The following is a 13,506-nucleotide window of genomic DNA, read 5'->3' as shown; positions in this document are numbered from 1 at the left end:
ATTATTTGTCGGTTTACCACGAAGAATTCTAGCGGCGCCTACTTGGCAGCCGCCGTCTTGCCGGGCTTGAATACCAGCCGAAAGGCCTGCAGAGCCGCCGGATGATAAATAGTGGCGTGGGTTTCTTCCGGCATGGCTTTGTAGTGCCAGGTAAGCGCCGGCCGGGCACTTTTTAGGCCTGCCGTAAACCGGCGCGTAGTGGGTGCGCCCAGGGCATCCTTGCTGAACGCCACGTACAGCGTCTTGGCTGGCCCCGTATAGCTGCTCAGTCGGCTACCGGCTTGCTCGGCCAGGCTGCCGTTGTTCCACCACACGCTCGGGTCGAAGGCAATGTAGGTGTCAAACAGGTCGGGCTCCAGCAGACACGTTTCCACCACAAACAAGCCCGCCAGTGACTCGCCTACAATGGCGGTTTCCTGGGTGGTGCGGTAACGTTGCCGGATGGCTGGCATCAGCTCGGTGCGGATAAACTTGCGGAAGGCGGCCGACCCGCCCACGCGCGGGGCTATTTTCAAGTCCTCCGCGTTGGTTGTCGGGCCGGTCATGTCCCGGCGGCGCGCGGTATTCTCAATGCCTACCAGGATGAATGGCCGCATGGTGCCGTTACCAGTGCCCACCTGCACCAGGCCCGCTACGTGCAGAAAGTCCTCGGCCATGCCCCCATCGGGCATGTACAGCACCGGGAGCCGCGAGGTAGCGGAATCGGTGTAGGCCGCGGGCAAATACACGTTGATGCGGCGCGTTTCTCCCAGCGTAGCCGATTCTAGTGTAAACGTCTGGCCCATAGCCAGGGGCGCGGCGGGTGCCTGGGCATAAGCAGCAAGGCTACCGATTACACTCAGCAGGAGCAGTATCAGCGGCGACCGAAAAAGCAGATGGTGCATCAGGCAGGCTTTAAAAAGGAAATGTATCAGAAACAGGTTGCTGAACGTCGGTTCGGCTTACCTATCCAGCAAGTTAGCTGATGATAATCAGCATGAGTGGGCAATACGAACCTGTCGTGGCTGCCGTTCAATGGAAAGGAACAGGAAAAACTGCTTAGCGGGTCCGGCTTTTTCTCTGGACAGGCTCCTTCACCCCGCCTTTCGTTAGCCTTAGGCCATCTACTTTTCCGCGCTTGTTGATCAGAAACTCCACGGTTCGGTCGGGCTTATCCGGTCGAAAAAACTTCCGCTCAGACTCCGGCACCAAGGGCGTGTTCAGGTCCTGCAAATAGAGCTGACCGTTGGCGTAGCGGATAGTTACGCTGCTATACTGCCCCGCCAGCGCCGCCAACTGCTCCGGCGCCACGCTGATGGCCCGGTGGACGTAGGGCAACTCCACGTCTTTGCCAAATAAGATGCCCGCCAGCCCGTAGCTGATCCAGTTTGACTCGGCCTCGTTGTTAGACAGCACCGTCACCAGAATATCATCCTCCGGGTACCGGTCCCAGGTAGTCATGGCCCCAAAGAAGCCCCCGCTGTGCGTGAGCAGGGCGTGGCCGTGGTTGTAGTACGGATTCACGAACAAGCCATAGCCATACCGGTCGAGAAAGCCGTTGCCCGCAAATCGTTGATTGTGGGGCGTGGCCATGAGGGCCTTGGAGGCTTCCGAGAGCAGTTGCGTGCCGCGCAGCGCCTGGTCCAGCCGGGCCAGGTCGCCCACGGTGGAGTACAGCCCGTCGTGCCCCACGTTCAGGGCCCAGTTGAGGTAGGGGTTCTTGACGAAGCTCTCCCCTTCCCGGTAATACAGGCGGGCCAGCCGGGGCACTAGAGCTGTATTGCTGTTCAGGCCGGTACTGGTCATGCCAGCCACATCCAGGATATGGCGCTGCAGGTATTCGCCATACGGAAGGCCCGAGGCCTTTTCAATAATCTGCCCCAGCAGGTAGTACCCCACATTGCTGTAGCCTACCCGCGCCCCCGGGGCAAACTGCACGGGCAGGCGCTGGATTACGGTCAGGGCAGAGTCGCGGGAAACGTTCGTATAATCCAAGTACTGCGCTTCAAAGTCGAGGGCCAGGCCTGCGGTATGCGTCAGCAGCTGGTGCAGGGAAATAGCGCCGCCGTTGGGGAAGCCGGGGAAAAACTTGCTGAGCTTATCGGTAAGCTGTAACTGGTCCCGCTCCGCCAACTGCAGAATGGCCAACGCCGTGAAGGTTTTGGTAATGGAGGCCAGGGCAAACTTGGTATCTACGGTGTTTGGCGTGGCCCATTCGTAATCGGCCAGGCCGTATGCCTGCTGTAGCAGCACCGAGTCGTGGCGGGTAATGAGCACCACCCCAGCAAAGTGGTTGACGGCAGCCTGCGCCTGCATGTAGGCAGCTAGCCGTGGCTGCACCGTGGGCTGCGCTGACGCTTTACTGAGACCCAGCCACCAGCCGAGCATCAGGCACCAGAGGAGCTGCTTCATTTCGGTAGCGCGCAATTTCCAATGATTTTAAGCAGCACCTGCTCGAACTGTTGCAACTCGGCCTCCGTCAGGCCAGCCAGAGCCGTGCGCTGGTTAAGCTGTATGGTGTCGCTCAGCTGAGCCAGAATATCTCTGCCCTGAACCGTAATTCGCAAGGCGAACTTGCGGCGGTCCGTGTCGTGCAGGTGCCGGGTGAGCAGGTTCTTTTTAATCAGCAGATCAATGATGCGGGTAATTGAGGCTTTGTCCTTAAATACCCGCTCCGCCAGTTGGTGCTGACTAAGCTCCGGGTGTTTGTCCAGCACAATCAACGTCAGGGCCTGGTCTACGGTCAGGTCGCTCATCACGGCATCAACGTTGTGTTGGCAAAGCCTGCGGTAGGCTTTGATGGCTTGCTCAAGGGTATACAGCAGGCTTTGCGTGGGGGTATCAACTAACATAGCATCTTGTTTGATACAATAATAGTTGATATATCAACAAAGCAAGTATTCCCTAATTACTTTTCTTTTCTTTCAGACATTTCCCTTTATACGTCAGCAAGTTATCAGTAAGCAGCCCACCCTCAGTTGCTCCACTTAAGTCTATGCTTTCCTGTAGGCAAGGCTGTAGCTGTTGTAATGCACGAAAAAGCCCCGCCAAATAAGCGGGGCCTTCTTGAAACTTGTTGGGCTTCAGCCAACACTAAGTTAGCGCAGGGCGGCGGCTACGGTAGTAGCCAGTGGTGTGGTGGGGTGCCCAATCAGCCGCGAGAGTTGCCGGCTTTCATCAAACAGGGCCCCATGAGCGGCGGCCACATCCCAACCGGCAATGGCCTGCGCCAGACCTTCGGGCAGCCCAAATCCAGCCAGGGCAGCCGCATAATCGGCTTGGGGCAGGTCGCGGTACGGCAGGTCGCGGCCCGTCTGACGGGATACTTCCGCCGCCAGCTCGGCCAGCGTGTAGGAGTCGTCCCCGGCCAGCTCGTAGGTTTTGCCCTCGTGGCCGGGGCTCGTCAGCACCGCTACTGCCGCCGCGGCGAAATCGGCGCGCGCCGCCGAGGAAATCCGGCCTTCCTGGGCGCTGCCCACAAACGCCCCGCCCGCCAGCGCTCCGGCAATGGAGTTGGTGTAGTTTTCGGTGTACCAGCCGTTGCGCAGCAGCGTGTAGGGAATACCGGCGCTTTTCAGGATTTCTTCGGTAGCCCGGTGCTCATCGGCCAAGCTCAACTCCGAGACGTCGGCGTGCAACAGGCTAGTGTACACAATATGTTTTACCCCATTCTGGCGAGCCGCCTCAATTACGTTGCGGTGCTGAGCGGCGCGCTGGCCTATTTCGCTGGAGGAAATCAGCAGCAAAGTGTCGACGCCGGCGAGGGCCGCCGCAAGGGTTTCGGGCCGGCTGTAGTCGGCTTCCCGCACGGGAATACCCAGGTCGGTGGCCTTGGCGGGCGTGCGCACCAGGGCTACTAGCTGGTCGGTGGGCACTTGGCTTTTGAGCTGTTCAACAACGAGGCGGCCGAGCTGGCCGGTGGCGGCGGTAATGGCAATGAGCATGATACAGTAGCTAAGAAGTGATGGAAAAGCCAAAATTACTTCCTATACTTACCAAAAGTAAGTACGCACAGAAAGGTTAGTATGAAAAAAGTGAAAATAGTTTCGGGAGCCGGGCAGGAAGGGTTATCGGGAAAACTGCTGCGCGGGGACTTGCTTTCCGCCGCCTGCCCCTCCCGCATCATTCTGAAGCATATGACCAGCCGCTGGGGCGTGTTGGTATTGATTTCTCTGGAAGGAAATACCCGTCGCTTCAGTGAGCTGCGCCGCCTGATCGGGGGCGTTAGTGAGCGGATGCTGGCCCAGACGCTGCAGTGGCTGGAAGCCGATGGCCTGGTGAAGCGCGTAGCGTACGAGGTGGTGCCCCCGCACGTGGAGTACAGCCTCACGCCCCTAGGTCAGGAAGCAGCCGCCAAAGTCCGGGATTTGGCCGACTGGATTGAAGGCAGCTTACCCAGCCTGATGCAGCACTGGCCTGCAGGGATGCTGGCCGAGGCGGAAGAGTAGCCTTCCGCATCCCCTACCGCAGCCCGCTCCCACGTGACGGCTACGCCGAAAAACCAGGGAGCGTTCATTGCAGTCAATAGCCTGCAATGAACGCTCCGGGCGGCTCTACTATCCAGCGCCGTTTTCGCTGGCCTTAAACTCCTGCATTTCCACCGGTTGGTCGTTTAGCAGGAGTTGAGGCCCAAGCCCACCATGTGGGCCGAGTGCCCTGCTCCCGGGTCGGGCCGAGTTGCGGAACTGGCGGCGTGTTTCGGCGGGCTTGTTGGCGCAGCTGGTCAGCCGCAAGTAGCCCGAGCACAGGACAATGAGAAAAAAACGGGAAGTCGTGTATCGTCGCGTTGAGGGGCGCCCAAGCCGTGAAACCAGCCGGCTCAGGCTCGCTTATGCCCAAGGCCGATACTTTTAGGGCAGGAGTGAATTATGCAAGATTATGGGAAGATTCCGTACCAACCCGGGCCGGATCAGTTCGTTCCTTTGTTGCGTGAGCTTACGTGCTGCCTAGGCAGTTTAGACAGCTTTACGGCCACGCTACCTTTCTTATGGAACCTGCCACCAAAACAGAAACCCTCGATATCGAAGGCATGACCTGCGCCTCTTGCGCGGCCTTCGTGGAAAAGTCGCTTAGCCGCACGCCCGGCGTACAGCGCGCCGTGGTAAACTTTGCCACGGAAAAAGCCACCATTGATTACCTGCCCACGCAAGCCAGCCCCGCCAGCCTGAAGGAAGCCGTGATTAGTGCCGGCTACGGCGTGACGGAGCGTGCCCCCGCTACCAGTGCCACCGACCGCCAGGCGGAAATCGACCGGCAGAAGGCCCAGGCCTATCAAAAGCTCAAACGCCGCTTCTGGGTGGCGCTGGGGCTGGCCGCCCTCATCATGCCGCTGAGCATGCTTATGCTCTGGCCCGCTATAATGGCCCGCATCAACATGCAGGCACTGAACTACGGCCTGCTCATCCTCACGCTGCCGGTACTGCTGTACAGCGGGCGTGAGTTCTACTCCTCAGCCTGGAACGGCTTCCGGCACCGGGCCGCCAACATGGATACGCTTATTGCGGTGGGCACCGGGGCTGCTTTCTTCTACAGTGTGGCTGCCACCGTCGTACCGGGCTGGTTTATGCGCCAGGGCATCATGCCGGAGGTGTACTACGACACCACGGCCACCATCATTGCCCTCATTCTGCTGGGCAAGGTGCTCGAAACGCGCGCCAAGACGCAGACTTCCGCCGTCATGAAAGCCCTGCTGGGCCTGCAGGCCAAAACTGCCCGCCTCGTGCGGCCCGGCGGGGAGGAAGTAGACATTCCACTGGAGCAAGTGCAGCTGGGGGATATTCTCCTGGTACGCCCCGGCGAGAAAGTAGCTACCGATGGCGTGGTGGAAGACGGGCGCTCCTCCGTGGACGAGGCGATGCTGACGGGGGAAAGCCTGCCCGTGGAAAAAAAAGCCGGTGACGCCGTATTCGGTGCTACGCTCAACAAAACCGGCTCCTTCCGATTCCGCGTAACCAAAGTAGGCGCCGATACCCTGCTGGCACAGATTGTAAAACTGGTGGAAGACGCTCAGGGCAGCCGTGCCCCCATTCAGCGACTGGCCGATAAAGTCAGCGCCATTTTTGTGCCTACGGTGGTCGTTATTGCCCTCCTCACGTTTGTACTCTGGTTTGACCTGGCGCCAGTGGCTACGCGCCTGCCGCTGGCTTTGGTCAACTTTGTGGCGGTGCTCATCATTGCCTGCCCTTGCGCGCTGGGGCTGGCTACGCCCACCGCCATCATGGTAGGCACGGGCAAGGGCGCCGAGCACGGGGTGCTCATCCGCAACGCCGAAGCCCTGGAAAAAGCCTACCAGGTCAACACCGTGCTGCTCGATAAAACCGGCACCATCACCCGCGGTGAGCCGGCCGTAACCGACGTGGTGGCCCCCGGTCAGGATGCCAGCCGGCTGCTCCAGCTGGTAGCGGCGGTTGAGCGCCAGAGTGAGCACCCACTGGCGGCGGCCGTGGTGCGCCACGCGCAGGCGGGCTCGGCTGTGCTCCTGGCCGCCACGGGCTTCCAGGCTTTGGAAGGCAAAGGCGCCAGCGCTACGGTCGCCGGCCAGGTGGTGCTTATCGGCAACCAACGCTTGTTGCACGAAGCAGCTATACCCCTCCCATGTGAACTGTCGGCCCAGGCCGAGCAGCTATTAACGCAAGCGAAAACGGTGCTTTACGTGGCCGTAGATGGCTTGGCCGTAGCCCTGATCGGGGTGGCCGATACCGTGCGCGAAACTTCGGCCGCTGCCATCCAGCGGCTGCAGCGGCAAGGCATTGAGGTAGTGATGATGACCGGGGACAACCCACACACGGCCGCCCAGGTGGCCCGGCAGGTGGGCATCACGCGGTACTTTGCCGAAGTACTGCCCCGAGACAAAGCCAGCAAAGTGCAGGAACTGCAGCAGGAAGGGCGTGTGGTGGCCATGGTAGGTGACGGCATCAACGATGCGCCCGCCCTGGCCCAGGCCGACATCGGGCTGGCCATTGGCACGGGCACCGATGTGGCGCTGGAAGCCGCAGGCATCACGCTCATGCGCTCCGATTTGCAGGGGGTGGTAACGGCCATTGAGCTCAGCCGGCAAACCATCCGCGTTATCCGGCAGAATCTGTTTTTTGCTTTTATCTACAATGCGCTGGGTATTCCCATAGCGGCGGGCCTTCTCTACCCATTCTTCGGCCTGCTGCTTTCGCCCATGCTGGCAGCTGCCGCCATGGCCCTAAGCTCGGTGTCGGTGCTGACAAATTCCCTGCGCCTGCGTGCTTTTTCTCCCTCTCATTCTTAGCGCCACATGGATATACCCGAAATCCTGGTCACCGCGACCGGAATAACCCTGGCCGCGTTGGTGGTCTGGTACTTCTTCTTTTCCACTCGCCCAAAGGCCCGGGCTCAGGCCGCCTCGGGCGGGGTGCAGGCAGTAACCATCATGGTAAAAGGTGGCTATACTCCCGAGACAATCGAGGTAGAGTGCGGCAAACCCGTGCAGTTAAGCTTCTACCGCGCCGAAGAAAACGGCTGCTCGGAGGAAGTGTTATTTCCCGACTTTAACCTTCGCCGTGAGCTGCCGGCTTACCAGACCACGCTGATTGAGTTGCGACCTGAGAAAGCCGGCAGCTACGAGTTTACCTGCGGTATGGGCATGCTCCGGGGCCGGCTGATAGCTAGGTGAGCGGTGGCCGAGCACTGCCAGTGCGTCGTGCCTTCGCCCTTCGTGCACGCGAAGAGTAGCCAACAGCCCCTGCGGTAATTACGGCACTCCTATGAGACGCTACTGCTTACCGGGCTGGCCTAAGTTTCCTAATAACCTATCAGAGGTTTGTCGGATCTGCCACTGGAGCTGGCGCCAACGGCCGCCCGGGTTGGGCCCATCGGCGGGGCAATAAGCAACAATGGTTATTTTGACACCTTGCAAAAAAGAAAAACCCTCCTGGCAGCGCGCCAGGAGGGTTTTTAGTGATTCCGCTGGGATTCGAACCCAGGACCCATACATTAAAAGTGTATTGCTCTACCAGCTGAGCTACAGAATCATTTACTTTGCAACCGGCGTTGGTTATTCGCTGATTGTGGCACAAAAGTAGAGGGCCTTGCCGTATCCTGCAAACGTTTTGCTCAAAAAACTGTACTTTTTTTTTCTTTTTTGTCTTCTTTTGAGCCAACCAGTTCTGGCCCAAAAAGATAGACAACTCCTGCAAAAAGCCGATTCTCTGTTTGAGTTGGGCTTGCCGGTCCAATCGTATTCGCATTATCGGAACCTGCAGCGGCAAAATCAGCTTGCCAGCACGCGGCAGCTGCTTCGCATGGCCTACATCCAGGAGCAGCGCGGGCAGTATCCGGCGGCGCTTTACTACTTATCGGTGCTGCAGCACCGGCGCCCCAGCACCGCTACCTGGTATAAAATGACCGAACTGGCGCAGGCCAATCGTTTGGAAGGCTACAGCGCGTCGTGGCAGCAGGCGGCCCGGGTCAGTGTGCAGCGCTACTACACCTACTTACTGCAGGCCGTGCTGACGGTAGCCGTAGCTACTGGCACCGTGCTGCTGTGGCGGCTGCTGAAGCGGCGACCAGTGGCTTCGGGCTGGTGGGTGGCTTTCGGATGCTTTCTGCTGCTGGCGGAGGGTATCGTCAACCTACTGGGGCCGGAGCAGGTGGGGCTGGTATGCCGGCCCCGGGCCGCCATCATGAGTGGGCCGGGAGCGGGTGCCACGTGGCTGACCGTAGCCGCTGCCGGCGACCGGCTGGCGGTGGAGGGCACCCAGGATATCTGGTATAAAGTACGCTGGCGGGGGCGCCAGGCGTATATCCGGCAGCGCAACCTGCTGGTGGTGGAATAGCCAGCGGCAGCAGGTTGCGCATCGGGCTACTTCAAGGGGGAGTTTTTCTCTTTGCGGAAGTGGTTCAACACCAGCTTATCGGCCAGGCCCGGCAGCAGCTTGTTCACCCATACCGTAAGCTTGCCCTGACTGGTGAGTACCAAGTCGCGACGACGCTGCTGCACGGCGCGCAACAGATGGCCGGCTACTTCCTCGCTGCTCATGATGTTGCCCTCATCCAGCGGCGACTCGCCCTGCTGCGTGCCGTCGGCGGCCAGGGCCACGTTCCGGATGTTGGAGGCGGTGAAGCCGGGGCAGGCCACCAGCACGTGCACGCCCTGCGGCAGCAGCTCCGTGCGCAACGCTTCCAGGAAGCCCTGCATGGCGAACTTAGACGCCGAGTAGCCCGTGCGGCCCGGCAACCCCCGGTAGCCGGCAATGCTGCTCACCCCCACGATAGAGCCTTTGGTAGCCAGAATATGGGGCAGCGCGAACTTGGTGGTGTAAACGGTGCCGAAGAAGTTAGTTTGCATGAGCTGGCGGATAACCTCCAGGTCGGCATCCTGAAACAGGGCCCGCATGGAAATCCCCGCGTTGTTCAGCAGCACATCTAGTCGGCCGAAAGAGGCCACGGTTTCCGCAACGGCCCGCTGCGAATCGGCTTCGCTGCCTACGTCGGCGCGCACGGTGCGGTACTCGATACCTAAGTTTTGCAGCTCAGCGGCCGTTTCGCGCAGGCGCGCTTCGTTGCGACCCGTGATAACCACTTTGGCGCCTGCCTGCCCAAAAACCACGGCGCAGGCCCGCCCGATGCCCGACGTACCGCCGGTAATAAGCACTACTTTTCCTTTCATGAGCGCAAAGCTATAGGAAGATGCGAAGGGCACTGATATGGTGGGCGAACGGAAAAACACTTTACACAGGCGCTTGCCTCTCTCTTCACGGCTCATCGACGCAGGCTCCAGCCTGATAGGCGCTGATTTTGCGGTAAACTGCTCGCCCGGCCAGGTTATCTTATACAGCTCCGGGCATTATCCGCTAATTTTGTCCCCGTGAGGAAATCCGTTAAAAACATTCCCGCGGAGCTGCTCCGCGAAGTCGAAATTACCGACATGGTGGCCGAGGGCAAGTGCCTGGTGCGCCGCGAAAACCTGGTCATCTTTGTCACGCAAGTAGCCCCCGGCGACGTGGTGGATTTGCGCGTGACCAAGGCTAAAAAGAACTTCCTGGAAGCCGTGCCCACGCGCTTCCACAAGTATTCGGAGCTGCGCGTGCAGCCCTTCTGCGAGCATTTCGGCACCTGCGGGGGCTGCAAGTGGCAGCACCTGGGCTACGATACCCAGCTCAGGTTCAAGCACCAGCAGGTGGCCGACACCCTGCAGCGCATCGGCAAAGTAGCCCTGCCCGAAATCCTCCCGATTCAGCCTTCGCCCGACCAGACGTATTACCGCAACAAGCTGGAGTACACCTTCAGCCACAACGGCTGGCTCACCAACGAGCAGATCAACAGCGGCCACAATTACGAGCGGCGCGTGCTGGGCTTCCACACCCCCGGCCGCTTCGATAAGATTCTCGACATCAACCACTGCTGGCTGCAGCCCGACCCCAGCAACCAGATCCGGCTGGCCGTGCGCGACTACGCCCTGGAGCACGAGCTGCCCTTCAATAACCTCGTGACCCAGGAAGGCTTCCTGCGCAACCTCATCACCCGCACGGCCAACACCGGCGACCTGATGGTGATTCTGCAGTGCTACTACGCCCACGACGCGCTGTTTCCGCTGCTGGATTTCCTGCACGAGCGGTTCCCGCAAATCACCTCCCTCAATTACGTGCTCAACGACAAGGGCAACGAAACCTTCCACGACCTGGAGGTGGTGTGCTATCGGGGCGAGCCGCACATTCACGAGGAAATGGAAGGCCTGCGCTTCCGCGTCGGCCCAAAATCCTTCTACCAGACCAACTCCGACGGGGCCTTCAACCTCTACAAAATCACCCGCGACTTCGCCCAGCTCACCGGCTCGGAGCTGGTGTATGACCTCTACACCGGGGCCGGCACCATCGCCAATTTCGTGGCCCGGCAGGCCAGGCACGTAGTGGGCGTGGAGTATGTGGAATCGGCCGTGAAGGACGCCTACATCAACTCCGAAATCAACGGCACCACTAACACCGAGTTCTACGCCGGCGACATGAAGGACGTGCTCAATGCCGAGTTCATCCAAAAGCACGGCCGCCCCGACGTGGTCATCACCGACCCGCCCCGCGCCGGCATGCACCCCGACGTAGTGGCCCGCCTGCTCGAAATGCGCGCCCCCCGCATCGTGTACGTCAGCTGCAACCCCGGCACCCAAGCCCGCGACCTGGAGCTGCTGGATGAGGCCTACAAAGTGGTAAAAGTGCAGCCCGTGGACATGTTCCCCCACACCCACCACGTGGAGAACGTGGTGCTGCTGGAGTTGCGGTAGACCGCCTGTCATCCTGAGCGGAGCGAAGGACCTTATCACGCAAGAACGAGCCGTACGGTAGTACTCCTGACGTGGTAAGGTCCTTCGCTCCGCTCAGGATGACAGGATTCCGCTCAAGATGACAGCATATTTTTCAGAATCTACTGCCAGAGGTCATGCCGTATTATGTGTACATCACCACCAATCCAGCCAAAACGGTGTTATACATTGGCATTACGAACAGTCTTGCTTCCCGCATGGCGCAGCATTACGCCATGCGCGGTTCCGATCAGACTTTTGCGGGGCGTTACTTTTGCTACAATCTGGTTCACTTCGAAGAATACACTGACAGCAAAGTCGCCATTGCGCGCGAGAAGGAGTTAAAAGGCTGGACGCGGGCCAAAAAGGAAGCGTTGATTGCAACTGGCAACCCGGCGTGGGATTTTCTCGAAACCTAACCGTGTCACCCGTCACTCTGTGCGCCACATGTCATCCTGAGCGGAGCGAAGAACCTTACCACGTCAGGAGTACTACCGTACGGCTCGTTCTTGCGTGATAAGGTCCTTCGCTCCGCTCAGGATGACACAAAGAAAAACTCATGGACTACACCAACGACCCCGAACTGAACGGCAAATACCTAGGCACCATCACCAAGGACTTTGCTACCGTTTCTGATACCTTGAGCGAGGCGTCCTCGCAGATCCGCAAGCGGGATATTTCCAAGTACCCCATCTTCGTGTTTGCCCGCCAGGAGGTGCCGCTGGGCGGCCTACTCATCAACGCCGACGAGCTAAATCTGGAGTGGCACGTCTTTGCCAGCTACCTGGAGCTGTTCGTGCAGCAGGGCATCGTCGGCCAGGATGGCATCGAAGCCTTCCAAAGCACCTACCGCGACGCCGACGAGTACTGCTGCCTGTTCGTGCTTGACGAGGAATTCACCAACTTCGTCTACATCCCCTACCCGGAAGACTGAACCACGGATTCGGGCGGATTGGTCGGATTTCGCGGATTTTGTGGCCGATTAAAAAGGGCTTGCCTTCTGGCAAGCCCTTTTCCTTGTAGAGGTAGAAGCCGGGTAGTTAGCGCCATCCACAAATTCCGTGAAATCCGCGAAAAATCCGTGTAATCAGTGGTCGAAGTGATTGAAGCCCTGGGCGCGGAGCGGAACGGGCTGGCCGGCTTTGGTGATGAGGTTCGCGCCTTCACTCTTCTCCACCATGTGGCCGATAATGGTGATGTCAGGGTGGTTCTTGATTTTGTCGTGGGCCGACAAGGGCACGGTGAAAAGCAGCTCGTAGTCCTCGCCGCCGTTGAGCATGCACATGATGGGGTCGAGGTTGAACTCCTCGGCTACTTCCAGCGTGGGGTTGGCAATGGGCAGGTTTTCGGTGAACACGCGGGCCCCGGTGCCGCTGGCGGCGCACAGGTGCAGGACTTCGGAAGCCAGCCCGTCGGAAATATCAATCATGCTGGTGGGCACCACGCCCAAGTCGCGCAGCTCGTGCACCACATCCATGCGGGCCTCGGGGCGCAGCTGCCGCTGCAGCACGTAGGGATATTTGCTGAGCTCCGGCTGCGTTTCGGGGTCGGCCTGCCAGGCTTGCTTTTCGCGCTCCAGCACCTGCAGGCCCAGGTAGGCTCCGCCAAGGTCGCCGGTCACGCAGAGCAAATCATTGGGGCCAGCGCCACTGCGACGCACGGCCTTGCCGGCTTCGGCGGTGCCCAGGGCCGTGATGCCAATGGTCAGTCCGCTACGACTGCCGGTAGTGTCGCCGCCTACCAAATCTACGTTGTAGGCCTCGCAGGCCAGCCGGATGCCTTCGTAGAGTTCCTCTACGGCCTCCACCGAGAAGCGGGACGGCACACTCAGGGCCACCACAATCTGGGTAGGCAGGGCGTTCATGGCCGCTACATCCGACACGTTTACGGCCACCGCTTTGTAGCCTAAGTGCTTTAAAGGACAGAAGGTGAGGTCGAAGTGCACCCCTTCCACCAGTAGGTCGGTGCTGACGACTACCTCCTGCCCGGCCGTAGGCGCCAGGATAGCCGCATCGTCGCCGATGCCCAGAATGGTGCTGGGCTGATGGAGCTGCACGGTTTGTTGGATTCGTCGAATCAGGCCAAACTCACCTACTTTATCTAAGGGCGTCACGTCGCTCATGGTACTGCGTATTATGATAAGGAACATCAGCCGCAGCTTGATATGCCGCAACGCTGTTTCAAGGCAAAGATAGCGGGCATCAGGGCTACACGCAGTGCTGCCACAAAACAACGGTGCCGCTCCCTGACTCAGGAAACGGCAC

Annotated in this window: 13 protein-coding genes and 1 tRNA gene; 7 read left to right on the top strand and 7 right to left on the bottom strand. The window is 59.7% G+C overall.

The window, feature by feature from the left end; genetic code table 11:
• Positions 1-38 precede the first annotated feature (38 nt).
• From FY528_RS00660 to FY528_RS00645, 4 genes are all read right to left on the bottom strand, one after another.
• Positions 39-884, bottom strand: coding sequence for an alpha/beta hydrolase (locus FY528_RS00660; RefSeq protein ID WP_149069059.1), 846 nt, complete (start codon positions 882-884; stop codon positions 39-41).
• A 154-nt stretch (positions 885-1,038) separates the two neighbouring features.
• Positions 1,039-2,391: a serine hydrolase gene (locus FY528_RS00655; protein WP_149069058.1), complete on the bottom strand. Its 1,353-nt coding sequence runs from the start codon at positions 2,389-2,391 to the stop codon at positions 1,039-1,041.
• Entirely contained in the window at positions 2,388-2,831 is a 444-nt protein-coding gene (locus FY528_RS00650; RefSeq protein WP_149069057.1) for a MarR family winged helix-turn-helix transcriptional regulator, read from the bottom strand. The genes FY528_RS00655 and FY528_RS00650 overlap by 4 nt, the downstream gene beginning before the upstream one ends.
• Before the next feature lie 246 nt (positions 2,832-3,077).
• On the bottom strand, positions 3,078-3,923 hold the full coding sequence (locus FY528_RS00645) for an SDR family oxidoreductase (protein ID WP_149069056.1): 846 nt from the start codon (positions 3,921-3,923) through the stop codon (positions 3,078-3,080).
• Positions 3,924-4,004: 81 nt separating this feature from the next.
• On the opposite strand from FY528_RS00645, the gene FY528_RS00640 reads away from it, so the two are divergent.
• The 3 genes from FY528_RS00640 to FY528_RS00630 all read left to right on the top strand — a co-directional run bounded on the left by FY528_RS00640 (position 4,005) and on the right by FY528_RS00630 (position 7,621).
• Positions 4,005-4,427: a winged helix-turn-helix transcriptional regulator gene (locus FY528_RS00640; protein ID WP_149069055.1), complete on the top strand. Its 423-nt coding sequence runs from the start codon at positions 4,005-4,007 to the stop codon at positions 4,425-4,427.
• A gap of 539 nt (positions 4,428-4,966) precedes the next feature.
• Entirely contained in the window at positions 4,967-7,237 is a 2,271-nt protein-coding gene (locus FY528_RS00635) for a heavy metal translocating P-type ATPase (protein ID WP_149069054.1), read from the top strand.
• 6 nt (positions 7,238-7,243) lie between these two features.
• Positions 7,244-7,621: a cupredoxin domain-containing protein gene (locus tag FY528_RS00630; RefSeq protein WP_149069053.1), complete on the top strand. Its 378-nt coding sequence runs from the start codon at positions 7,244-7,246 to the stop codon at positions 7,619-7,621.
• A gap of 285 nt (positions 7,622-7,906) precedes the next feature.
• On the opposite strand, the gene FY528_RS00625 is transcribed toward FY528_RS00630, so the two are convergent.
• Positions 7,907-7,979, bottom strand: a tRNA-Lys gene (locus FY528_RS00625).
• A gap of 120 nt (positions 7,980-8,099) precedes the next feature.
• Between FY528_RS00625 and FY528_RS00620 the strand changes: the two genes are divergently transcribed.
• On the top strand, positions 8,100-8,783 hold the full coding sequence (locus FY528_RS00620) for an SH3 domain-containing protein (protein WP_149069052.1): 684 nt from the start codon (positions 8,100-8,102) through the stop codon (positions 8,781-8,783).
• Positions 8,784-8,809: 26 nt separating this feature from the next.
• Here the strand turns inward: FY528_RS00620 and FY528_RS00615 are convergent, their stop codons facing one another.
• Positions 8,810-9,616, bottom strand: coding sequence for an SDR family oxidoreductase (locus tag FY528_RS00615; protein ID WP_149069051.1), 807 nt, complete (start codon positions 9,614-9,616; stop codon positions 8,810-8,812).
• Between the two features lie 198 nt (positions 9,617-9,814).
• Here FY528_RS00615 and rlmD point away from each other — a divergent pair, with 198 nt between their 5' ends.
• From rlmD to FY528_RS00600, 3 genes are all read left to right on the top strand, one after another.
• Entirely contained in the window at positions 9,815-11,224 is a 1,410-nt protein-coding gene (rlmD, locus tag FY528_RS00610; protein WP_187631933.1) for a 23S rRNA (uracil(1939)-C(5))-methyltransferase RlmD, read from the top strand.
• A gap of 167 nt (positions 11,225-11,391) precedes the next feature.
• A complete protein-coding gene (locus tag FY528_RS00605; protein ID WP_308418665.1) occupies positions 11,392-11,661 on the top strand; it encodes a GIY-YIG nuclease family protein in 270 nt (89 codons plus the stop codon).
• 140 nt (positions 11,662-11,801) lie between these two features.
• The gene (locus FY528_RS00600) at positions 11,802-12,176 is read left to right on the top strand and encodes a hypothetical protein (RefSeq protein WP_044002587.1); all 375 of its coding nucleotides are present in this window, start codon (positions 11,802-11,804) and stop codon (positions 12,174-12,176) included.
• Between the two features lie 153 nt (positions 12,177-12,329).
• Here the strand turns inward: FY528_RS00600 and thiL are convergent, their stop codons facing one another.
• Entirely contained in the window at positions 12,330-13,391 is a 1,062-nt protein-coding gene (gene thiL / locus FY528_RS00595) for a thiamine-phosphate kinase (RefSeq protein WP_373281597.1), read from the bottom strand.
• Positions 13,392-13,506: the final 115 nt, after the last annotated feature.

It is taken from the genome of Hymenobacter lutimineralis (assembly GCF_008271285.1).
GTDB classification, from domain to species: domain Bacteria; phylum Bacteroidota; class Bacteroidia; order Cytophagales; family Hymenobacteraceae; genus Hymenobacter; species Hymenobacter lutimineralis.
This window is presented reverse-complemented; position numbering and strand designations above follow the sequence as displayed.